The 18,767-nt window shown below is 63.0% G+C and carries 22 protein-coding genes; 14 read left to right on the forward strand and 8 right to left on the reverse strand.

Annotated features, from left to right (window positions below):
* Positions 1-61 precede the first annotated feature (61 nt).
* Positions 62-277, reverse strand: a complete 216-nt coding sequence (locus tag ACMGF8_RS06075) for a helix-turn-helix domain-containing protein (RefSeq protein WP_016963103.1) — start codon at positions 275-277, stop codon at positions 62-64.
* Positions 278-286: 9 nt separating this feature from the next.
* Complete coding sequence (locus tag ACMGF8_RS06080) at positions 287-865, reverse strand: hypothetical protein (protein ID WP_060842147.1); 579 nt, start codon at positions 863-865, stop codon at positions 287-289.
* Between the two features lie 305 nt (positions 866-1,170).
* On the opposite strand from ACMGF8_RS06080, the gene ACMGF8_RS06085 reads away from it, so the two are divergent.
* Entirely contained in the window at positions 1,171-1,422 is a 252-nt protein-coding gene (locus ACMGF8_RS06085; protein ID WP_016963101.1) for a helix-turn-helix transcriptional regulator, read from the forward strand.
* Positions 1,422-2,618, forward strand: a complete 1,197-nt coding sequence (locus ACMGF8_RS06090; protein ID WP_207166887.1) for a type II toxin-antitoxin system HipA family toxin — start codon at positions 1,422-1,424, stop codon at positions 2,616-2,618. The genes ACMGF8_RS06085 and ACMGF8_RS06090 overlap by 1 nt, the downstream gene beginning before the upstream one ends.
* Before the next feature lie 221 nt (positions 2,619-2,839).
* Here the strand turns inward: ACMGF8_RS06090 and ACMGF8_RS06095 are convergent, their stop codons facing one another.
* The 4 genes from ACMGF8_RS06095 to ACMGF8_RS06110 all read right to left on the reverse strand — a co-directional run bounded on the left by ACMGF8_RS06095 (position 2,840) and on the right by ACMGF8_RS06110 (position 5,812).
* On the reverse strand, positions 2,840-3,316 hold the full coding sequence (locus ACMGF8_RS06095; protein ID WP_115581357.1) for a DUF6392 family protein: 477 nt from the start codon (positions 3,314-3,316) through the stop codon (positions 2,840-2,842).
* 151 nt (positions 3,317-3,467) lie between these two features.
* On the reverse strand, positions 3,468-4,673 hold the full coding sequence (locus ACMGF8_RS06100; RefSeq protein ID WP_115581358.1) for a CynX/NimT family MFS transporter: 1,206 nt from the start codon (positions 4,671-4,673) through the stop codon (positions 3,468-3,470).
* Complete coding sequence (locus ACMGF8_RS06105) at positions 4,660-5,121, reverse strand: nucleoside deaminase (protein WP_207166888.1); 462 nt, start codon at positions 5,119-5,121, stop codon at positions 4,660-4,662. The genes ACMGF8_RS06100 and ACMGF8_RS06105 overlap by 14 nt, the downstream gene beginning before the upstream one ends.
* Before the next feature lie 28 nt (positions 5,122-5,149).
* The gene (locus ACMGF8_RS06110) at positions 5,150-5,812 is read right to left on the reverse strand and encodes an ankyrin repeat domain-containing protein (RefSeq protein WP_207166889.1); all 663 of its coding nucleotides are present in this window, start codon (positions 5,810-5,812) and stop codon (positions 5,150-5,152) included.
* Positions 5,813-5,920: 108 nt separating this feature from the next.
* Between ACMGF8_RS06110 and ACMGF8_RS06115 the strand changes: the two genes are divergently transcribed.
* From ACMGF8_RS06115 to ACMGF8_RS06135, 5 genes are all read left to right on the forward strand, one after another.
* Complete coding sequence (locus tag ACMGF8_RS06115) at positions 5,921-6,793, forward strand: LysR substrate-binding domain-containing protein (RefSeq protein WP_102862612.1); 873 nt, start codon at positions 5,921-5,923, stop codon at positions 6,791-6,793.
* A 179-nt stretch (positions 6,794-6,972) separates the two neighbouring features.
* Positions 6,973-7,296 carry a hypothetical protein gene (locus ACMGF8_RS06120; protein WP_016963092.1) on the forward strand — a complete coding sequence of 108 codons (324 nt, stop codon included), beginning with the start codon at positions 6,973-6,975 and terminating at the stop codon, positions 7,294-7,296.
* Positions 7,297-7,714: 418 nt separating this feature from the next.
* Positions 7,715-8,530 carry an energy transducer TonB gene (locus ACMGF8_RS06125; protein ID WP_207166890.1) on the forward strand — a complete coding sequence of 272 codons (816 nt, stop codon included), beginning with the start codon at positions 7,715-7,717 and terminating at the stop codon, positions 8,528-8,530.
* A gap of 55 nt (positions 8,531-8,585) precedes the next feature.
* A complete protein-coding gene (locus ACMGF8_RS06130; protein WP_102862614.1) occupies positions 8,586-9,311 on the forward strand; it encodes a MotA/TolQ/ExbB proton channel family protein in 726 nt (241 codons plus the stop codon).
* Between the two features lies 1 nt (position 9,312).
* Positions 9,313-9,714 carry an ExbD/TolR family protein gene (locus ACMGF8_RS06135; RefSeq protein ID WP_102862615.1) on the forward strand — a complete coding sequence of 134 codons (402 nt, stop codon included), beginning with the start codon at positions 9,313-9,315 and terminating at the stop codon, positions 9,712-9,714.
* A 102-nt stretch (positions 9,715-9,816) separates the two neighbouring features.
* Here the strand turns inward: ACMGF8_RS06135 and ACMGF8_RS06140 are convergent, their stop codons facing one another.
* Complete coding sequence (locus tag ACMGF8_RS06140) at positions 9,817-10,791, reverse strand: TerC family protein (RefSeq protein ID WP_102862616.1); 975 nt, start codon at positions 10,789-10,791, stop codon at positions 9,817-9,819.
* Positions 10,792-11,072: 281 nt separating this feature from the next.
* Here ACMGF8_RS06140 and ACMGF8_RS06145 point away from each other — a divergent pair, with 281 nt between their 5' ends.
* The 7 genes from ACMGF8_RS06145 to ACMGF8_RS06175 all read left to right on the forward strand — a co-directional run bounded on the left by ACMGF8_RS06145 (position 11,073) and on the right by ACMGF8_RS06175 (position 17,252).
* Positions 11,073-11,654, forward strand: coding sequence for an alpha/beta hydrolase (locus tag ACMGF8_RS06145; RefSeq protein ID WP_102862617.1), 582 nt, complete (start codon positions 11,073-11,075; stop codon positions 11,652-11,654).
* A 58-nt stretch (positions 11,655-11,712) separates the two neighbouring features.
* Positions 11,713-12,633 carry a sigma 54-interacting transcriptional regulator gene (locus ACMGF8_RS06150; protein WP_102862618.1) on the forward strand — a complete coding sequence of 307 codons (921 nt, stop codon included), beginning with the start codon at positions 11,713-11,715 and terminating at the stop codon, positions 12,631-12,633.
* Between the two features lie 304 nt (positions 12,634-12,937).
* Complete coding sequence (locus ACMGF8_RS06155; RefSeq protein ID WP_102862619.1) at positions 12,938-13,720, forward strand: MetQ/NlpA family ABC transporter substrate-binding protein; 783 nt, start codon at positions 12,938-12,940, stop codon at positions 13,718-13,720.
* A gap of 566 nt (positions 13,721-14,286) precedes the next feature.
* Positions 14,287-14,952 carry an amino acid ABC transporter permease gene (locus tag ACMGF8_RS06160; protein ID WP_102862620.1) on the forward strand — a complete coding sequence of 222 codons (666 nt, stop codon included), beginning with the start codon at positions 14,287-14,289 and terminating at the stop codon, positions 14,950-14,952.
* Complete coding sequence (locus ACMGF8_RS06165; RefSeq protein ID WP_011058612.1) at positions 14,933-15,592, forward strand: amino acid ABC transporter permease; 660 nt, start codon at positions 14,933-14,935, stop codon at positions 15,590-15,592. The genes ACMGF8_RS06160 and ACMGF8_RS06165 overlap by 20 nt, the downstream gene beginning before the upstream one ends.
* Positions 15,589-16,371, forward strand: coding sequence for an amino acid ABC transporter ATP-binding protein (locus tag ACMGF8_RS06170; RefSeq protein ID WP_416759025.1), 783 nt, complete (start codon positions 15,589-15,591; stop codon positions 16,369-16,371). Before ACMGF8_RS06165 ends, ACMGF8_RS06170 begins: the two co-directional genes overlap by 4 nt.
* Positions 16,368-17,252 carry a transporter substrate-binding domain-containing protein gene (locus tag ACMGF8_RS06175; protein WP_060837002.1) on the forward strand — a complete coding sequence of 295 codons (885 nt, stop codon included), beginning with the start codon at positions 16,368-16,370 and terminating at the stop codon, positions 17,250-17,252. The genes ACMGF8_RS06170 and ACMGF8_RS06175 overlap by 4 nt, the downstream gene beginning before the upstream one ends.
* A 164-nt stretch (positions 17,253-17,416) precedes the next feature.
* Here the strand turns inward: ACMGF8_RS06175 and ACMGF8_RS06180 are convergent, their stop codons facing one another.
* Entirely contained in the window at positions 17,417-18,577 is a 1,161-nt protein-coding gene (locus ACMGF8_RS06180) for an AAA family ATPase (RefSeq protein WP_207166892.1), read from the reverse strand.
* Positions 18,578-18,767: the final 190 nt, after the last annotated feature.

Consider the following 18,767-nt stretch of genomic DNA (forward strand, 5'->3'; position numbering starts at 1 on the left):
GCAACGTGAGGAATGGATAAGGCTTTAACGATCGAGACTCGGTTTGAACAAACGCGGGGGGTTACGCAGGCTCGCTGGCCTGATACTCCAGCAGGTCGCCGGGTTGGCAGTCGAGTGCAGCGCAGAGTTTGTCCAGGGTCTCGATTTTCATCCCCTTGACCTTGCCATTTTTCAGCAACGACAGATTCGCCTCGGTAATGCCCAGGATGGCGGCCAACTCTTTGGAGCGAATCTTGTTTTTAGCCATGACAACGTCAAGCCGAACGATAATGGTCATCTCATTGTTCTATATGTAGTGACTGTGCTCATCACTGAGGACTTTGGCGTCGCGCATGATAATGGAAAACGAGCAGAGCAAGATTCCTTTGACCACCTCGTAGGCCGCGTAGGACGAGAAGCCCGCGGAGATCTGCAGGATGCGCTGGCCGGGCGGCAGGTCGAGGGACAGGGCCAGGCCTTGCAGGGTTTCCATCATCGGGAAAGTCGCCGGGGCGACGATCCACAACATGCCCACGCGCCAGAGGATGCGGATGTTGCGATCGCTCCAGGTTTCACCGCGCGACAGGCGCAGGAAGAACACCCCGGTCAGGTACAGGGCGAAGCTCGACAGCAGCAGGGGCAGGAAGTCGAGAATCACCAGCAGGGTGAAGCTTGCCGACGACAGCTTGAAATCGGCTTCCAGCAGGCGGGGCGAGTGGTCGGCGAAGACGCTGAGCAGGGCACCGAGCACCTGGTCCTTGTTGTAGATCCACATTCCGGCATTGCCACCGACCTCGACGACACCCATGACCCAGGCCAGGATCGCGGCCAGCAGGCCGACCCGTCGCAAGCGGTATTGGGCTGAGCCATTCATTTGGGGGTTCATGCGTCATTCCTTGCAAAACTTGGGGGGTGGCGAATTATTGATAAAAAATTATCGAATTACAATAATTTATTTCTCTAGGATTGTTCTCGTCTAGCCGCCTGGAATGATGTTGTGGCGAGGGAGCCTGCTCCCGCTCGGGCGCGTAGCGGCCGTAAAACCTGTGCTTGCGACAGTCAGGGAGTACATATCCACTATCGAAGCCTTTCACCCGCCGCCACGGAGTGTGAGCCCCCACCGCGTCCCTTTGATTTTTCGCCATGTTAGGTATACGTTACATTCAATCAATTTTGTTGCGTATACAGAACATGGACTACCTTCTTATCACCGCGCGCCTTGGCGAGCAGGTTCGCCAGCGCCGCCTGCATCGTGGCCTGACCCAAGCCAGCCTGGCCGCCTTGGCCGGCGTGACCCGGCAGAAGGTCATCGCCATCGAGCGGGGCGACTTGTCGGTGGGTATGGCGGCCTATGCGCGGGTGCTGGGAGCCCTGGACTGTGAATTCACCCTGGTGCCTGCCGCGATGCCCACATTGGACGAGATCCAGGGAGTGTTCGACTGATGGCCACGGTGCTGCAGGTAGCCACCCCGGCCGGTGAGAGCGGGAAAATCCACCGTGGCGCTGGCGATTATCTGTTTCGCTATCACGATGATGCTCGGGCACAGGCGGCAATCAGTCTGCTGATGCCTGTGCGGCTGGATGAATACCGTTATCGGGAGTTGCACCCGATCTTTCAGATGAACCTGCCCGAAGGCTATGTGCTGGAGCAACTGCGCAACCGCCTGGCCAAGGTGGTGAAGGTTGACCCGATGTTGCTGCTGGCGCTGTCTGGCAGCAGCGCGCCGATCGGGCGGGTCGCGGTGAGCTCGCCCGAAGTCGATGGGCTGTTGCAGCGACAGCAGTTTCCCGGGGAAAAACTGCAGGAAATCCTCGCGTGGGATGGCGCCGAGGACATCTTTGCCGACCTGGTGGACCGCTACATCCTGCGTGCCGGGATATCCGGCGTGCAGCCCAAGGTGATGGTGCCGGAGCGGCATGACGCCGCGTCGCAGCGTTTTACCTCGAACACCTCAGAGTTGATCATCAAGAGCGGCCGGGATGAGTTTCCGGGGTTGGCGATCAATGAATTCCTGTGCATGTCGGTGGCCAGGGAGGCGGGGATGGCGGTGCCCGAGTTCTACCTCTCCGATAACGCCAAACTGTTCGTCATGCGCCGCTTCGACCGGGACGAGCAGCTCGGTTGCCTGGGGTTTGAAGACATGGCGGCGTTGATGGGGCTGGGTGCGGAGCAGAAATACAGCAAGAGCTATTCGGCCATTGCCAAGGCCGTTCGCCTGTTCTGCCCGCCCGAGCAGGTGCCGGGTTCACTGGCGCAGTTGTTTGCCATGGTCAGCCTGAGCTGCATGGTGGGGAATGGCGATGCCCACCTGAAGAACTTCGGGCTGTTGTATTCCGATCCTGGCCAGCGCGATGCACGGCTAGCGCCGGCCTACGACATCGTCAACACCACGGCCTACATCCCGCAGGACGTGCTGGCCCTGGATCTGCTGGGCAACAAGTCCCTGTTTGCTTCGCGGCAGGGGTTGCTGGAGTTCGCCAAGGTCTGTGATGTGGCTCGTCCGCAAGAGGTCATTCGTGGGCAGTTGGACGCACTGGAGCGGGTGTTGAGCCGATCGGCCGAATGGGGCGAACGGGCACCGCATGTCGTCGCGGCGATCCGGCACTGTGCCGAGCCCTTTATGAAAACCTTTGGCTAGTGCCTGCGTTTGGCCATCGTGTCTAAGGGGGCAGGCAGATCAGAATCCGACGGCAGCCTACCGGCCGGCCTATCTCTGTCGTCCTCCACGTTCCCTGTAGCCGCTGCCGAGCCTGCGAGGCTGCGAAAAGGACCGCAGGGCCTTGCTTGGCGATCTCGCGCCGCTCCTCTGGCGCCTGGCTGATCGCCGCGAATCTTAAAGAGCCACGCGGTGCGCTCGAATCAGTCGCGCTTTGGCTCCAGCAAGTCAAACGACAGGACTCTGATCTGCATGTCGGCGCTATAGACGAATCCAACCCGAGCACTGGGATGCAGGTGCTCCGGCAGGCGGTAGCTCTCCCAGGCGTTGAGCATGCGTTGCCCATCGGCTGATGGCCTGCGTTCCCCCGAGCGCAGGGGCGTGCCCAGCAGCTCGCGAATGTCGGCGTGGGTCATGCTGCGTGAGAACGGGGCGGGCAGTTCGCCGCTGTAGAACGAGCGCCCCTGTTCAAGGGGCATGAGTTCGATCAGGACCTTTTCCAGGGCCAGGCTGTCTTCCCAGAAGTCCAGCATCAGGCCGGGCTCGACGACCACGGTCAGCCATTCGAATTCGTCGTAGAGCTTGCCCGTCGGACGCTCGATGCGCTCTCCCCGGGCGATCAGTTCTGCATGGCTGAGCCCGAGGTTGCTTACCCAGCGGCTGATCGTTTTAGCGTCCATGTCTTCTCCATTGTCCTGTGCTGAGTGGGGGATTCGTTGGCGCGGGTGGCGTCGGCGGCCGATCTTAGCCGGTCGAAAAGACGAATGGTTCTGTTGTGACCCAAAGAAAGCCGCCTGCTGTGCTGGCAGGCGGTTGGTTTGAGGACCGCTGTCAGGCCGGTTGTGGCGCTGTGTCGAGCTGGGCCCTGGCCTGATAACTGGCCGGGCTGAAGATTCGCGTCAACAGCAGCATCGCCAGGACACCGACGATCAGCACCCACCAGGCGCTGGCAAAGCTACCGGTGACTTGCCGCAGCCAGCCGCTGAGCCAGGGTGAGATGGCGTTGATCAGAAAACCCACGCCCTGGACAAAGGCCGCCAGTTGTCCGGCTTCCCGGGGATCGCGGCGGTGATCCAGGGTCAGGATCAGGCTCAGGGCAAAGCAGGCTCCGAGGCCGAAGCCGATCAGCGCCACCCACAGGTGCGGGCTTTGCAAAGGCCACAGCACCAGCCCGAGAAAACCTGCGGCCTGGGCCGCGAGGCTGATGCCCAGTAGCGGGCGGCGGTCGCTGCTGCGCTGGGCCAGGGCGGGCATCAGCAGGGCGGCGGTGACTTGGAAAATCGTCATGAAGGCCAGCAGCGAGCCGCTCTGGGTAGCGCTCCAACCCAGCTGCAGGTAGTAGGCCGGCAGCCACGCCACCATGCTCATGTAGCCGCAGTTCACCAGGCCGAAATACAGCGCCAGCAGCCAGGCACGGCGGTTGTTCCAGAACCCGGTCCTGGCCACCGGGAGGCCGTTGCGGCGGCCGGCGCCCAGGGGCAGGCACTGCCACAGCAGCAGGGCGGCCATGGCCGGCAGCACCCAGATGCCCAGCCCCATTTGCCAGTGGGCGAAGTGGCTGGCCACCTGCGGGCTGAGCAGGGCGGCGATGCCGCCACCGCCCATCAGCGAGGCCGAGTAGACGCCCATGGCCAGCGCCACGCGCTGTTGAAACTGGCGCTTGATCAGCGCCGGCACCAGGGCCTGGATCAAGGCCACGCCGGCGCCGCCGAGCAGGGCGGTGGCGAGCAAGGCCGCGGCCTGGCCGAAGAACAGCCGCGCCAGGCAGGCCAGTAGCACCAGCACTAAACCCAGAGACACGCCGCGGCGTTCGCCGAGTCGGGCTTCGATCCGTACCACGAGCAAGGCCACCAGGCCCATGCAGATCACCGGCAGGCTGGTGAGCCAGGCGCTGCTCTGGAAGCTCATGCCGGTGGCCCCGCGAATTTCGTTGAGCAATGGGCTGACCGAACTGAGGATCGGTCGCAAGTTCAGGCCCAGGCACACCAGCAGCGCCCAGCCGGCGAAGGTCTTGAAGGCCGATTCAGTTCGCGGCATGGCGCGCCTGCCAATCCTGGTACAGGGCGGTCATGGCCGCCTGGGGCAGGTGCAGCAGCGGCAAGCGCTGTGCTTCCAGGGGCTGGCTCAGCTCTTGGTAGATGGCCGCGGTGGACAGGCCGAACGGCTGCGCCTGTTCATTGCTGGCAGCGAACACGGCGCGGGATACGCCGCACAGGTACATGGCGGCCAGGCACATGGGGCAGGGCTGGCCGCTGGCGTAGATCACGCAGTCGTCCAGGCGTGGGCCCAGTTGCTGGCTGGCGGCGCGGATGGCGAGCATTTCGGCGTGGGCGGTGGGGTCCTGGCTGAGGTGGATTTCATTCACCGCCTCGGCCAGGACCCGGCCGTTGCGCACCAGCAGCGCGCCGAACGGGCGGCCGCCCTGTTCGACATTGCGTCTGGCCAGTGCCATGGCCTGTTGCAGGTAGTGCTGATCGTCGTGCATGGAGGGCTCCTTCAAAGGGGGGCAGGGGTTACGTCGCGCCGGCATCGCGCAGTAGCTTGGCAATGGCGCTCTGGCCACGGCGCTCGGCCTGTTGCAGCGGGCTGATGCCGGCACGATCCGGCAGGTTCAGGTCGGCACCGGCGGCAATCAGCTGGGCGACGATCTGCTGGTGCGCCGGGCCGCCGTCGGACAGCACGATGGCTTCCATCAGGCAGGTCCAGCCCAGGTGGTTGACGTGGTTCAGGTCGACGCCGGCTTCGATCAGCAGGCGCACGGTTTCCACGTGGCCGCGCTCGCAGGCCGGGATCAGGGCAGTACCGCCGTAGCGGTTGGTGCTCTTGAGGTCGGCGCCGTGGGCCAGGGTCAGCTTGAGGATCTCGTTGTGGCCGCTGGCGCCGGCCAGCAGGTAGGGGCTGTCCTGGATCAGGTTCTTGCGGTTGACGTCGGCCCCGGCTTCGATCAGCGCGCGGGCGATGTCGATACGGTTATCGCGGGTGGCCAGCAGCAGCGGGCTGCTGCCGTCCAGGCCACGCTCGTCGAGGGATGCGCCTTGCTGGATCAGTTGCTGCACCTGCTGTAACCGACCCTTGCGTACTGCATCCAGCAGCGAGTTGTCGTTGGCCATGACCGCCCCCGCCGTTAACAGACCTATGGCCATCAGGCCGCGTTTGAAGGACCGCTTGAGCGGCATGGGAACCTCCCGTTCCTGCTGGTGAACGGGGAGTATGGTGAAGCCCTTGGGTATTCTGAAATTAAATATAATCATGCCAATCAGTGGCTATCAGAATGGTGATGAGCGATGTTCGATCCCGTGTTGCTGCGCAGTTTCGTGGCGGTTGCCGACTGCCAGAACTTCACCCGCGCGGCCGAGCGCCTGCACTTGACCCAGTCCACCGTGAGCCAGCAGGTGCGGCGCCTGGAGGAAAGCTTGGGCTGCCAGTTGCTTGACCGCGATCAGCGCCGAGTGGTGGCCACGGTGGAGGGCGAGCGCCTGCTGGCCTATGCCCGGCGCATCCTGGCTCTGCATGAGGAGGCCAGCGACGTATTGATCAACCAGCGCGGCGAGGAAGTGCTGCGCCTGGGGGTGCCGGAAGACTTTGCCGCCGAGCGCCTGATGCCGATGCTCTCGCGCTTTGGCCTGGACTATCCGGCGGTGCGCCTGGAGGTCACCAGTGGTCTGGGACCGGAATTGCTGCGCCAATTCCGCCGTGGTGAGTTCGACCTGTTGCTGGTCAAGCAGATGGGCCACAGCGATGACTGCGTGGACTCCTGGCCCGAGCCTTTGTGCTGGGTCGACAGTCTGCGCCAGCCGGCCTTGGGCCGCGATCCGCTGCCGCTGGTGGCGTTCCCGGTGGGAGGTTTGTATCGCCAGGAAATGCTTCACCACCTGGAAGTCGGCGGCTGGCCGTGGCGCATCGCCTATTCCAGTGCCAGCCTGGCCAGCGTCTGTTCGGCAGTGGCGGCGGGCCTGGGCATCAGCCTGTTGCCGGTGCGGGTGCTGGGCAAGGGGCATCGGATTCTCGATGCCGCCAGCGGTTTGCCGGATATCCAGGGCGTGCGCCTGGCGTTGTACGCCGGCAGTGGCCTGAGTCGGGCTGGCAAGGCATTACAGGAGCAGTTGCGAACAGTGGCCAGTGTCAAGCCGCAAGTTGAAACCACCGGGAAGTTATAAGTGCTCTTGTTTCTGTCATAACTTATAGAGAGCCGATTGCAGGCTATAGCTATTTAATTAGTTGTTGCTCAAGTTTGTTTTGGACAGAGTTATAAACGCCGACCATGCTGGGTTTGTGAGTTCCAGGAGGAACTTGCTTCATTGGACGAAACATTCAACTGCATAAGGAAACCCGCATTATGTCGAGCATCAATGGAACCTATGTAAACTCCAACGCTGACGCCCGTCTGGTCGTGACCGACGGCAACGACTCCAACGGTTCGTTCAGCGGTGAGTTGACCCAGGCTGGGGTCAAGTACAGCGTCGCCGGGCATTACCACTTCCAGAACAGCACCGGGCAGCCGACCATCATCAATGTTTCCGGCTACAACGATGGCTACGGTTACCAGGCCTGGGCGCTGTTCTCACCCGATCACAATTATTCCCGGTTGCGCGCCTCCGGTGCCCGCAGCAACTTCAGCGGCGATGTGGTCGGCCTGAGCGGTGAGTTCGTCAAGCAATAACAAGCTCGATAATAAACAGCCGCTGAATACGCGCTGCCTTATATAAGGTGGCGTGCCGGTTCAGCGGCTTTGTCGTGTCCGCTGGTAAAGTTAATTAAGTACATGGGGGCTGAAGTTAGTTTCGAGTGCGATGGGGTTCTATTGTTTCTCTGCACTAACAGGCCTGTTTCGATGCTTTGCGGGAATATTTTCAATGCCTGCAAGGCATGGCGTTTTTCCCTCTTGGCTACAGCCCTTGAATCACGTGGCCTGAGCTGTTCCGGGTGAATTCAATATTCCGTTTCAATCTATCTATAACTTGAAAGATTACTTTAAGAGATAAGAGCGGGGCACTGATCATTGACCCCGCGGCACCGTTGCGTGGGGGTTGTTCAAGCACTGGTGCCGGATTTTTCAAAAGATCGTAGGGAGTGAATCCATGGGCAATGTCCAGACCGCCGCCAGTGCACATGAGGTGCTGTGGCGCCAGGCACCGAGCGGCGAGTTGGTCGACCTCGGCCGGCCCCACCGCTCGCCGCTGGGCCAACTGCGTCTGCAACGGACGCCCAAGGGGGTATTGCGGCGTCGTGAGGCGATTCTCCTGGGCGTCGCGGCCCTGGTATTGCACGGTGCAGTGATCTACTGGCTGAGCCAGAAACCGACCCCGGTGCTGCCCATCGTGCCGCCGGAAATCCCGCCCATGACCATCGAATTCTCGCACCCGGCGCCGCCCGTGGTGGAGCCACCTGTGCCTGTGCCGGTACAACCGGTGGTGGAGCCGCCACCGCCGGTGGAGGACGAGTTGGCGGTCAAGCCGCCACCGCCCAAGCCGGTGCCTAAACCCAAGCCCAAACCGGTGCCCAAGCCCGAGCCGAAACCCGCGCCCAAGCCGGTGCAGCAGACCCCGGCGCCGCCGCAACCTGCGGCGCCGGTAGCCGCCCCGGCAGCGCCCGCGCCACCGGCTCCGGCCCCCGTGACCCCGGCTTCAGCCAGCGCCGCGTACCTGAAGAACCCGGCGCCGGAATACCCGTCTCTGGCGCAGCGCCGGGGCTGGGAAGGCACGGTGCTGCTGCGGGTGCATGTGCTGGCCAGCGGCAAGCCGGGGGAGATCCAGATCCAGAAGAGCAGTGGTCGCCAGCAGCTCGACGATGCGGCCCTGGCCGCGGTCAAGCGCTGGAGCTTCGTCCCGGCCAAGCAGGGCGACGTGGCCCAGGACGGCTGGGTCAGCGTCCCCATCGACTTCAAGATTCATTGAGCCGCAAGGCCGATCAACCCACACGCGCTAAACGCTTACACAGAGGGAACACATCATGACGTTACTGGCATCTCCACTGGAATCCATCGAAAGCGCGGTGATCTGGCTGTTGGTGGTCTTCTCCGTCGCCACCTGGGGTCTGGCCCTGGTCAAGGGCGTGCAGTTCGCCCGCCTCAAGTCCCAGGATCGCAAGTTCCACAATCAGTTCTGGGCAGCGTCCAGCCTCGACTCCGCCGCTCCCCTGAGTGAAACCCAGCCCGGCGCGGCAGCCCGGGTGGCCCAGGCCGGCTATGCGGCGATCCAGGTCGGCGACGCCCCCCATGCGGCGGACCTGAGCCAGGCGATCAACCACCAGGACCGTCTCGAACGCGCCCTGCGCCAGCAGATCGTGCGTGAGCGCCGCTCCCTGGAAACCGGCCTGGCGGTGGTCGCCAGTATCGGCAGCACCTCGCCCTTCATCGGCCTGTTCGGCACCGTGTGGGGGATCATGGAAGCCCTGAAAGGCATCAGCGCGGCGGGCTCGGCGAGCCTGGAAACCGTGGCCGGTCCCATCGGCGCGGCCCTGGTGGCCACCGGCGTGGGGATCGCCGTCGCGGTGCCGGCGGTGCTGGTCTACAACTACTTCCTGCGGCGCCTGAAGCTCACCGCCGCTGACCTGGACGACTTTGCCCACGACTTCTACAGCCTGGCGCAGAAGAACTCCTTCCGCGTGCTGATCCACCCGAGCGTGCACAAGGCTGCGGCCCAGGGCAGCCTGCAAAAAGTGCAGGAGGCGTCCTGATATGGCCTTCTCCACTCAAGACAGCGATGAGGTGCTGAGCGAGATCAACGTCACGCCCTTGGTGGACGTGATGCTGGTGCTGCTGGTGGTGTTCATCGTCACCGCGCCGCTGCTGACCAACGCCATCCCGATCAACCTGCCCAAGACCGAGGCCGTGGCTCCGGTGGAGCAGAAGGACCCGCTGGTGGTGAGCATCGACGGCGCCGGCAAACTCTTTATCAACAAGGACGAGATCCAGCCGGAGCTGCTGGAAACCAACTTGCAGGCGGCCAAGGCCAAGGACCCGCAAGTGCGGGTCCAGCTGCAGGCCGACGATGGCGTCAATTACGGGGAAGTGGCCCGGGCCATGGCGTCCATCGAGCGTGCGGGCATCACCAAGCTGTCGGTGATTACCGCGCGCTGAAACCGAGCAACAAAGCCACGACTTTTCAGGCCGTCTCCTTGGCAGGGTGCGGCCTTTTTTTTGCCAGACGCTTTTAGCGTATTCCTGGGCGTGCCTGAGGCCTCATGGTTTGCCAGCGATGCGTGTTCTGTCCCTTGTCAGCGTCAGGCTCAGTACCACCGCACTGAGGATGATGCCGCCGACGATGGCCAGCGACCAATGGACCGGTATATGGAACCAGGGCGCGGCCAGCATTTTGCTTCCGATAAACACCAGCACTATGGCCAGCCCGTACTTGAGCAGATGGAACCGCTCAGCCATGTCCGCGAGCAGGAAGTACAAGGCGCGCAGGCCCATGATGGCGAATATGTTGGAGGTGAACACGATGAAGGGATCGGTGGTCACGGCGAAAATCGCCGGGATGCTATCGACCGCAAAAATCAGGTCGCTGGCCTCGATCAGCACCAGCACCAGGAACATCGGCGTTGCCCAGCGCAGGCCATTCTGGATGACAAAAAAACGCTCGCCGTGAAACTCCTGGGTGACGCGCAAGTGCTTGCGCATCCAGCGCAGTATCGGGTTTTTGTCGAGGTCGGGTTGTTGCTCGGCAAAGATCAGCATCTTGATGCCCGTGACGACCAGCAGGACTCCGAAGACGTAGAGCAGCCAGGCGAACTCCTGTACCAGCCAGACGCCGGCGAGAATCATAGCTGCACGCATGACGATGGCGCCGAGTACGCCGTACAGCAGCACGCGCCGCTGCAATGGCGGCGGTACGGCGAAATAGCTGAAGATCATCACGAAGACGAACATGTTGTCGATCGACAGTGACTGTTCGATCAGGTAGCCGGTGAGGAACTCAAGGGTTTTGCGCTGGGCGATTTGCGCACCCAGCGTATCGTTCAGATACCACCAGAGCAGACCGGCGAAGACCAATGCCAGGCTGGCCCAGGCTATGACCCAGGCCAGTGCCTCCCGGGCCGAAACCCGATGGGCCTTGCGCCCACCGAAGACAAACAGGTCAAGCGCCAGTACGGCGATGACGAAGACGATGAAAGCAGCCCACATCCAAGGTTCACCGATGTTCATCGCGGCCATGCCTCAAATGAGTTGAGGTTTATCCCCCGTGACAGTCTTGGAATGACGCACCCCGGGGGCGGATGGTTCTCATCCTAGCCAGCCGGTTTGCTCAAGAAAAAGTCGTATATTTTTGGCCGATAGTTCGATGCCGACGAATTGTTTGCGCGCAGGCAAAAGGATTGAAGGAGGCAGGCCTTATATTCTTTTGGGGTATTAATAAATAGCTTCTTATTCCTTAACGAATATAAATCCCCTCCCTATACTCGTCCGGGAACAGACACGCAGCAGGAGAGTTCCCCATGCGCAACGAATCCATTCGCTACTTGATTGTGCCGGGCTGGCAAGGATCGCCAGAAGATCATTGGCAAACCCATTGGCAGAACAGCCTGCCCAACAGTGCGCGGGTGGAGCAGGCCGATTGGCTGACGCCGCGCCGTGAAGACTGGGTGGCGGCCCTGGCCGAAGCCATCGCCATCGACGACACGCCGGTGATCCTGATTGCCCACAGCCTGGGTTGCATCACCGTGGCCCACTGGGCGGCGCGCGCGCCCGCGGCAGCGCTGCGCCAGGTGCGCGGTGCGCTGCTGGTGGCGCCGGCGGATGTCGAACGTGCGGCCTGTGCCCCGGCGCTGCGCAATTTCGCGCCGATTCCCCGGGACCTGTTGCCGTTCCCCAGCCAGGTGGTGAGTTCGGACAACGACAGCGCCGTCAGCGCGCCGCGTGCCCTGGAACTGGCCCGTGACTGGGGCGCCGAAGCCGGGATTCTGGCGGGAGCCGGGCATATCAACGTCAAGTCCGGCCACCAGCGCTGGGAGCAGGGATTCGCCTATCTCTATCGCCTGCAGAACCGCATGGAACAACACGCCCTGCGTCGTGCCTGACCGTATTTTCCCTGTTTAAACGCCCCCGTCCTCAGGCGGTTTTGGGCGGGAGTCTGCCATGAGTCCTCACACCCCTTTCGGCCAGCCGCTGCTGACCTTTCCCGATGCGGAAAAAAGCCCCCTGAGCATCCGCGCCAAGGCGCTGGTGTTCGTCGATCCACGTTCGCGACAACTGCGTGAAGAGCTGGAGCAACTGGCGCCCCGTGCGATCTCGGTGCTGATCCGTGGTGAAACCGGCACCGGCAAGGAGCTGCTGGCCCGACACATCCACCGCGCCAGCGACCGCAGCGGGCTGTTTGTCTCGGTCAACTGCGGCGCCATCAGCCCCACCTACGCCGACGCCGAACTGTTCGGCTACGCCGCCGGCAGCTTCAGCGGCTCCGCCAGCAGCCGGGCCGGCTGGTTCGGTTCGGCCAATGGTGGAACCCTGTACCTGGACGAGATCGGCGACTTGCCGCTGCCGATTCAGACCAAGCTGCTGGCAGCCCTGGAGAACCACGAAGTGACCCGGGTCGGCGCCCAGCAACCGAGCCCGGTGGATGTGCGCCTGGTGGCGGCCACCAGCATCGACCTGGCCCAGGCGGTGGCGGCGGGCAAGTTTCATGAGCGCCTGTACCGCTACCTCAGCGAGGGCCAGTTGGAGCTGCCGGCGCTGCGCGAGCGGGTCGGGGATATCGAGTCCCTGGCCGAGTATTTCCTGGGGATCTACAGCCAGCGCCTGGACCTGCCGGTGCCGCTGATCAGCGAAGCCGCGCAACAGGCCCTGGAGCGCCACAGCTGGCCGGGCAATACCCGGGAGCTGGAGAACGTCATTCACTTTGCGCTGCTGGTCAGCAGCGGCGAGGAAATCCTTCCCGAGCACCTCAACCTGCCGCCGACGCGCTCGCCGCTGGAGCAGATCGAGCTGCTGCTGCGGCAGATCGCCGAGAGCGATTCAGACGCGGATCGCCAGGCCCTCAAGCGCCTGCTGGCGGTGTAGCCGCTGCCGCAGGCTGCGACCGGCTGCGCAGCAGACGCAAAACCGTTCACCACGATCCTGCTGGATAGCCACGGAACCCCTGGCGCCGACTGCGTCGTCGTTCGCAGCCTGCGGCAGCGGCTACAGGGCGCGGTGGTGGGGCGGGATGTATGAACAAAATGGAATATGAACGTGAATAAAAGATATTGTTCGGGAATAAAAAATCTCGGTATTGTCCGCTTCACGCCAGCAGTGGCACATCACTGGCACCCTTATAAGCACCTCATTTGAAGCCGTCGTCGATCCCGACACCTAAGGACCTTGCATGAAAAAAGTTCTGTTGTTCACCGCACTGGCGGCAGCCCTGAGCGCCGGTATTGCCCAGGCCGGCGAGAAGCTGGTGGTTGCCGCGACTCCGGTGCCCCACGCCGAGATTCTCGAGCTGATCAAGCCAACCCTGGCCAAGGAAGGCGTGGACCTGGAGATCAAGGTCTTCACCGACTACGTGCAACCCAACGTACAGGTCGATCAGAAGCGTCTGGACGCCAACTACTTCCAGACCCTGCCGTACCTGAAGAACTTCAACGAGGGCAAGGGCACTCACCTGGAAACCGTGATCGGTGTGCACGTCGAACCCTTCGGCGGCTACTCGAAGAAGGTCAAGTCCCTGGCCGAGCTGAAAGATGGCGCCACCATTGCCATCCCCAACGAAGGCAGCAACAGCGGCCGGGCCCTGATCCTGCTGCACAAGGCCGGTCTGATCGAACTCAAGGACCCGAAGAACGCTGTGTCCACGCCCAAGGACATTGCCAAGAACCCGCACAACTTCAAGTTCAAGGAGCTTGAGTCGGCCATGCTGCCACGGGTCCTGGATCAGGTTGACCTGGACATGATCAACACCAACTACGCCCTGGAAGCGGGCCTGAACCCGGCCAAGGATGCGCTGGTTATCGAAGGCGCCGATTCGCCTTACGTGAACTACCTGGTGGCCCGTCCGGACAACAAGGACAGCGCGGCGATCCAGAAGCTGGCCAAGGCCCTGACCAGCCCAGAGGTCAAAACCTTCATCGAGAAGAAATACAGCGGCGCGGTACTGCCGGCGTTCTGATGAACTAGGCTACTGAAGCGACAAACCCCTTCAAGGTTTGAACGCCGACGGCTATCACAGCGTCGGCGTTTTTTATTGCGTCCGCAAAAGCCGCAGGAGCCGGCCGGGCGGCGTTGCGTTTGCCGGCGAAGAGCTCCTCAGGCCGGGTACGAACCTGAAGGGCGCCTTCGCTGGCAAGCCAGCTCCTACACAAGCCAGCTCTTACACAAGTGGAGCGCTTTTGGCGGTGGCTTGGGTGGCGCGGCGCAACGCCGTCAGCCACTTCATCAGTTCATGGGGGGGCAGGGGTTGCGGGGGCTTTGTATCGGCCATGGTGGTCGTCCTTGAGGGGGGTAGCGTCCAGTGGAGGTGCGGGCGCGAAAGCTCCGTTCGACCCGGTTGAAAAGGTAGTAGCCCGGCGCCAGCCCGGCAAATCCGCGGGTTAGGTTTTTGGGTGATATCAATATGCTCTAACGGTATTTAAATTCTGCTTTTTATAGCTATAAAGTCGCGGCAGCCGGGCGGTTATCCACTGCCCCACGGACTGCACCACCGTCGCTGTACCCCAGCGGCGTTCAGGATGATTCATGACCCTCGATTACGCGTTTATCCTCAGCACCCTGCCGGCCTTTCTCAAAGCCGTGGGAGTGACCCTGCAGGTCGGCCTGATCGCCATCGGCACCTCGCTGCTGGTAGCCCTGATCAACGCCACTGTCCTGGTGTTTCGCACCCCTTATCTGCACCGCCTGATCGGCCTGTACGTGGAACTGGCGCGCAACACACCGCTGCTGATCCAGCTGTTCTTCGTCTACTTCGCCTTGCCGGCCCTGGGGATCAAGGTCTCGGGTTTTGCCGCGGCGATCATCACCATGACCTTTCTCGGCGGCGCCTACCTCACCGAAGTGCTGCGCGCCGGGGTCGAAGCCGTGCCCCAGGCGCAGCTGGAATCGGGGCGCTCCATAGGCCTGTCGCAGTGGCAGTTGCTGCGCTACGTGATCCTGCCCCAGGCCGGGATCCTCAGCCTGCCGTCGCTGTTCGCCAATTTCATTTTCCTGCTCAAGGAAACCACCGTGGTTTCGGCGGTGGCGGTGCCGGAGATTCTCTACACCACCAAGAGCTACATCGCCCTGTACTACAAGACCTACGAAATGCTCGCGGTGCTGACGCTGATCTGCGTGCTGTTGTTCTTGCCGCTGTCGCTGTTGCTCAGCCGTCTGGAAAGGAGGTTGCAACATGGCCAGTTCGGGTCTTGAGCTGTTGCTGGTGTCCTTGCCGCAACTGGCCCGGGGCGCTGCGCAGACTTTGTCGATTTCGCTGTTGAGCATTGCCTTCAGCACCCTGGGCGGGGTGCTCTACGGCGTGCTGCGCAGCCTGCAACGCAAAGTGCTGGATGTACCGTTGCGAATCTACCTGGAGCTGTTCCGGGCGATCCCGGTGCTGGTCTGGTTGTACCTGCTGTTCTTCGGCTTTCCGATCTTCTTCGGCCTCAGCATTCCCAGCTTCACCTGCGCGGTGCTGGTGCTGTCGCTGTGGGGCGCCAGCGAAGTCGGCGAGGTGGTGCGCGGGGCCCTGCAATCCCTGCCCCGGGGCCAGCGTGAAGCGGGCTTGTCCATCGGCCTCTCCGGTGCCCAGCTATACGGCTACGTCTTGCTGCCCCAGGCGCTGAAGCGCATGACGCCGCCGACCATCAACGTCTATACGCGAATCATCAAGACCAGCTCCCTGGCGGTGCTGATCGGCGTGGTGGACGTGATCAAGGTCGGCCAGCAGATCATCGAGCGCACCTACGAATCGGTGCTGATCTATGGCGTCCTGTTCCTGTTTTTCTTCTTTATCTGCTACCCGCTGTCGGCCGCCTCCCGCGTGCTGGAGCGGCGCTGGACGCAAGCATGAGCGCATTGATCGAGTTCCAGGGTTTCAACAAGTTCTTCGGCCCGCAGCAGGTGCTCAAGGAGGTCGACCTGCGCGTGGCGGCGGGGGAGGTGATCGTCATCCTCGGCCCCAGCGGCTGCGGCAAGAGCACTCTGCTGCGTTGCCTCAACGGCCTGGAAAGCGCCCACAGCGGCCATCTGCGTTTCGCCGGGCGCGAGCTGCTCAGCCCCGACACCGACTGGCGTCAGGTGCGCCAGCAGATCGGCATGGTGTTCCAGAGCTATCACCTGTTCCCCCACATGAACGTGCTGGACAACCTCCTCCTCGGGCCGCTCAAGGTGCAAAGGCGCGAGCCTCGCGAAGCTCGGGCCCAGGCCGAAGCGTTGCTGGAGCGGGTGGGCCTCTTGGACAAGCGCGAGGCCTTTCCCCGGCAGCTGTCCGGCGGCCAGCAGCAACGCATCGCCATCGTCCGCTCGTTGTGCATGAACCCCCAGGTGATGCTGTTCGATGAGGTCACCGCGGCCCTTGATCCGGAGATGGTCAAGGAAGTGCTGCAGGTGATCCAGGGCCTGGCCCGGGACGGCATGACCCTGTTGATCGTCACCCATGAAATGGCCTTCGCCCGGGCCGTGGCCGACCGCATCGTGTTCATGGATGGCGGGCGCATCGTGGAACAGAACACCCCCGAGGCTTTCTTCACCAACCCGCAGAGCGCACGCGCGCAGCAGTTCCTGGAGAAGTTCTCGTTCGTTGAAGCACTGCCCAAGAAAGCCCCTAAAAAGGAACTGGAGCTCTTATGAAAACTGCCAAGTCTTCGCTGTTGTTACTGCCGCTGTTCGGTCTGGCCCTGCTGGCCGGCTGCGATAAATCCAATGATGCACCCAAGCCTGCGGCCACCGCTGCCAGCGCCGCGCCGGCGGCCGGTTACCTGGACAAGATCAAGGCTCGGGACAAGCTGATCGTCGGCGTGTTCACCGACAAGCCGCCGTTCGGTTTCGTCGATGAAACCGGGCGCTATGTGGGCTTCGATACCGACATCGGCCGCCAGTTCGCCAAGGACCTGTTGGGGGACGAGAACAAGGTGGAGTTCGTCGCCGTGGAACCGGCCAGCCGCATTCCCTTCCTGCAGAGCGACAAGGTCGACCTGATCCTGGCCAACATGACCGTGACCCCGGAGCGCAAGCAAGCGGTGGAATTCACCAACCCCAACCTCAAGGTGGCGGTGCAGGCCCTGGTGCCCGAAGGCAGCCCGGTGAAGAGCCTGGATGACCTGGCAAGCCGCACCACCATCGTCACCACCGGCACCACCGCAGACATCTGGCTGACCCAGAACCACCCGGACTGGAAACTGCTCAAGTTCGAGAAGAACACCGAGTCCCTGCAAGCCCTGGCCAATGGCCGTGGCGACGCCTACGCCCAGGACAACCTGATTCTGTTCAGCTGGTCCAAGCAGAACCCGGGCTACCGCGTATTGCCCCAGACCCTGGGCGAGCAGGCACCGATTGCCCCGGCGGTGAAGAAGGGCAACCTCGAACTGCGGGACTGGGTGAATGCCGAGCTGGCCAAGCTGGGCGAAGAAAAGTACCTGCTCAAGCTGTATGACCAGTACGTGCGCAAAGAGCTGAGCGACGACACCCCGCCTGAGAGCGTGATTGTCGAAGGCGGCAAATGGCAGGGCTGAGGCGTGCTGGCGGCTGCTGAAACCGGGTCCTGAATCCACGGTGTAGCCGCTGCCGAAGGCTGCGAACGGCTCCGAAGCAGACGCCGCTCTTGAGGGCCTCGCAAGGTCCTGCGGACCTTATCGCAGCCTTCGGCAGCGGCTACAGGGTGTGGGAGGCGCGATTTTCAGTCGGGCCAGTACCAGGCCGGTTCGTCGAGCATGCGCTGGCCGACGATGCCGGTCTGGCCCAGCTCTTTCTCCAGCACGATGCAGTTGCACTCGGGGTCTTCCTGCAAGGCCGCGATCAGGCGCCGGGCGTGGGACACCACCCACACCTGGCACTGCTCTGAGGCCCTGATGATCAGGCGCGCCAGGGCCGGCAACAGGTCCGGGTGCAGGCTGGTCTCCGGTTCGTTGAGCACCATCAGGCTCGGCGGACGCGGGGTCAGCAAGGCCGCTACCAGCAACAGGTAGCGCAAGGTGCCGTCCGACAGTTCCGCCGCCGACAGCGGTCGCAACAACCCCTCCTGATAGAACTCGATGGCGAAGCGTCCACCCTGCAGCGGGGCGATGTTCAGCCGCGCGCCGGGGAAGGCGTCGCTGATGGCCGCCTGCAGCGCCTCGGGGTCGCCGATCTCGCGAATGGTCTGCAACGCCGCCGCCAGGTCGCGGCCATCGTGATGCAGCACCGGCGTGCGGGTGCCCAGTTGCGGCTGGCGCACCGGGGCTTCGCTGTCGCTGCGAAAGTGATCGTAGAAACGCCAGCGACGAATGAACTCGCGCATCTGCAGCACTTCCGGCGAGCCGCGCAGGCTGCCCACTTGATCGAACAGGCTGTCGAAGTCCGGCGTGTGTTGGGCCAGCACATCCCAGCTGCGGCCCTGGCGCGCGCGGATCAACGGGCCGGCACGGTCCACCAGCAGACTGGCGGGGCGATAGAGCGGCCCGGACCAGATGCATTCCTTCTTGATCTGCGGGTCCAGGGCAAACACCGAGTGACTGGGCTCCGGCAGACCCAGGGCAATGGCGTAGCTGAAGTCTTCTCCGGCAAAGCCCAGGCGCAGGCGCTTGCTGGAAGAGCGCACGCTGGCCTCGATCGGCACCTCGCCGTTGCGCATGCGTCGGCTGAGGTTTCCCGGCCCGGCCCAGAAGGTCGAGTCCAACCCGCCTTCCTTGGCCAGGGCATTGACCACGCCGCCCTGGGCGGTCTCTGCCAGCAGGCGCAGGGCCCGGTACAGATTGGACTTGCCGCTGCCATTGGCGCCGGTGATCAGGTTCAGTCGGCCGAGGGGCATCACCAGTTTGTTGATGGAGCGGTAATTGGCCACCGCCAGGGTCTTGAGCATGCCGGGTCTCCTGTTGCGTGGTGCGCAGTGTGCCTGATTTGTAGAGCGGGAGCTTGCTCGCCACCGGCTCCGAAACCGCTGCTGTGTTTGCCCGGACAGGGGGCGCTGCAAGGCTGGCGACTACGGCGCCCAGGGGCGTCGGTCGGCCGAGCGGGAGCGGGCGCCCTCGCTACGAAAGCCCTGCTTATGA

Source organism: Pseudomonas sp. BNK-7 (assembly GCF_048072025.1).
Classification (GTDB): Bacteria; Pseudomonadota; Gammaproteobacteria; order Pseudomonadales; family Pseudomonadaceae; genus Aquipseudomonas; species Aquipseudomonas danubii.

What these genes read in the sequence shown, in the direction of transcription:
- ACMGF8_RS06165 (WP_011058612.1), top strand. Translation starts at nt 14,933, where the DNA reads ATGGCCAGTTCGGGTCTTGAGCTGTTGCTGGTGTCCTTGCCGCAACTG.
- ACMGF8_RS06110 (WP_207166889.1), bottom strand. Translation starts at nt 5,812, where the DNA reads ATGCCGCTCAAGCGGTCCTTCAAACGCGGCCTGATGGCCATAGGTCTG.
- ACMGF8_RS06095 (WP_115581357.1), bottom strand. Translation starts at nt 3,316, where the DNA reads ATGGACGCTAAAACGATCAGCCGCTGGGTAAGCAACCTCGGGCTCAGC.
- ACMGF8_RS06090 (WP_207166887.1), top strand. Translation starts at nt 1,422, where the DNA reads ATGGCCACGGTGCTGCAGGTAGCCACCCCGGCCGGTGAGAGCGGGAAA.
- ACMGF8_RS06135 (WP_102862615.1), top strand. Translation starts at nt 9,313, where the DNA reads ATGGCCTTCTCCACTCAAGACAGCGATGAGGTGCTGAGCGAGATCAAC.
- ACMGF8_RS06075 (WP_016963103.1), bottom strand. Translation starts at nt 277, where the DNA reads ATGACCATTATCGTTCGGCTTGACGTTGTCATGGCTAAAAACAAGATT.
- ACMGF8_RS06175 (WP_060837002.1), top strand. Translation starts at nt 16,368, where the DNA reads ATGAAAACTGCCAAGTCTTCGCTGTTGTTACTGCCGCTGTTCGGTCTG.
- ACMGF8_RS06180 (WP_207166892.1), bottom strand. Translation starts at nt 18,577, where the DNA reads ATGCTCAAGACCCTGGCGGTGGCCAATTACCGCTCCATCAACAAACTG.
- ACMGF8_RS06140 (WP_102862616.1), bottom strand. Translation starts at nt 10,791, where the DNA reads ATGGCCGCGATGAACATCGGTGAACCTTGGATGTGGGCTGCTTTCATC.
- ACMGF8_RS06150 (WP_102862618.1), top strand. Translation starts at nt 11,713, where the DNA reads ATGAGTCCTCACACCCCTTTCGGCCAGCCGCTGCTGACCTTTCCCGAT.
- ACMGF8_RS06105 (WP_207166888.1), bottom strand. Translation starts at nt 5,121, where the DNA reads ATGCACGACGATCAGCACTACCTGCAACAGGCCATGGCACTGGCCAGA.
- ACMGF8_RS06170 (WP_416759025.1), top strand. Translation starts at nt 15,589, where the DNA reads ATGAGCGCATTGATCGAGTTCCAGGGTTTCAACAAGTTCTTCGGCCCG.
- ACMGF8_RS06080 (WP_060842147.1), bottom strand. Translation starts at nt 865, where the DNA reads ATGAACCCCCAAATGAATGGCTCAGCCCAATACCGCTTGCGACGGGTC.
- ACMGF8_RS06145 (WP_102862617.1), top strand. Translation starts at nt 11,073, where the DNA reads ATGCGCAACGAATCCATTCGCTACTTGATTGTGCCGGGCTGGCAAGGA.
- ACMGF8_RS06125 (WP_207166890.1), top strand. Translation starts at nt 7,715, where the DNA reads ATGGGCAATGTCCAGACCGCCGCCAGTGCACATGAGGTGCTGTGGCGC.
- ACMGF8_RS06115 (WP_102862612.1), top strand. Translation starts at nt 5,921, where the DNA reads ATGTTCGATCCCGTGTTGCTGCGCAGTTTCGTGGCGGTTGCCGACTGC.
- ACMGF8_RS06120 (WP_016963092.1), top strand. Translation starts at nt 6,973, where the DNA reads ATGTCGAGCATCAATGGAACCTATGTAAACTCCAACGCTGACGCCCGT.
- ACMGF8_RS06155 (WP_102862619.1), top strand. Translation starts at nt 12,938, where the DNA reads ATGAAAAAAGTTCTGTTGTTCACCGCACTGGCGGCAGCCCTGAGCGCC.
- ACMGF8_RS06160 (WP_102862620.1), top strand. Translation starts at nt 14,287, where the DNA reads ATGACCCTCGATTACGCGTTTATCCTCAGCACCCTGCCGGCCTTTCTC.
- ACMGF8_RS06100 (WP_115581358.1), bottom strand. Translation starts at nt 4,673, where the DNA reads ATGCCGCGAACTGAATCGGCCTTCAAGACCTTCGCCGGCTGGGCGCTG.
- ACMGF8_RS06085 (WP_016963101.1), top strand. Translation starts at nt 1,171, where the DNA reads ATGGACTACCTTCTTATCACCGCGCGCCTTGGCGAGCAGGTTCGCCAG.
- ACMGF8_RS06130 (WP_102862614.1), top strand. Translation starts at nt 8,586, where the DNA reads ATGACGTTACTGGCATCTCCACTGGAATCCATCGAAAGCGCGGTGATC.